The organism is Bacteroides caecigallinarum, from assembly GCF_021530995.1.
GTDB classification, from domain to species: Bacteria; Bacteroidota; Bacteroidia; order Bacteroidales; family Bacteroidaceae; genus Phocaeicola; species Phocaeicola faecigallinarum.
This window is the reverse complement of sequence record NZ_JADYTF010000343.1, coordinates 1-257: the sequence shown is the minus strand read 5'-3', so window position 1 is coordinate 257 and position 257 is coordinate 1. Positions and strand designations below refer to the sequence as shown.

Here is a 257-nt window from a genome sequence, read left to right as displayed (position 1 = left end):
TATTGCAACAGACCTCTCTGCCGCCTTTATCTCCTCTGTATATGAGAATTGCCCAAATGCGGTGCACGTGTTTGACCATTTCCATGTGGTAAAGCTTATGAACGAGAAGCTGGATGAAATACGCAGGGTGCAATACCACATGGAAAAAGACATCAACAAACGTAAGGTGTTGAAAGGCACACGCTACCTGCTGCTGAGCAATGGAGTGGACATCTTTGACAAGGAGTATAAGACGAGGCTTGACAACGCGTTGGCCA

General features: G+C 46.7%; 1 protein-coding gene. It reads left to right on the top strand.

Translation table 11 applies throughout. The features are described 5' to 3' along the window. The coding region (locus I6E24_RS16950) for a transposase (RefSeq protein ID WP_235329861.1) at positions 1–257 on the top strand (257 nt) is incomplete at both ends.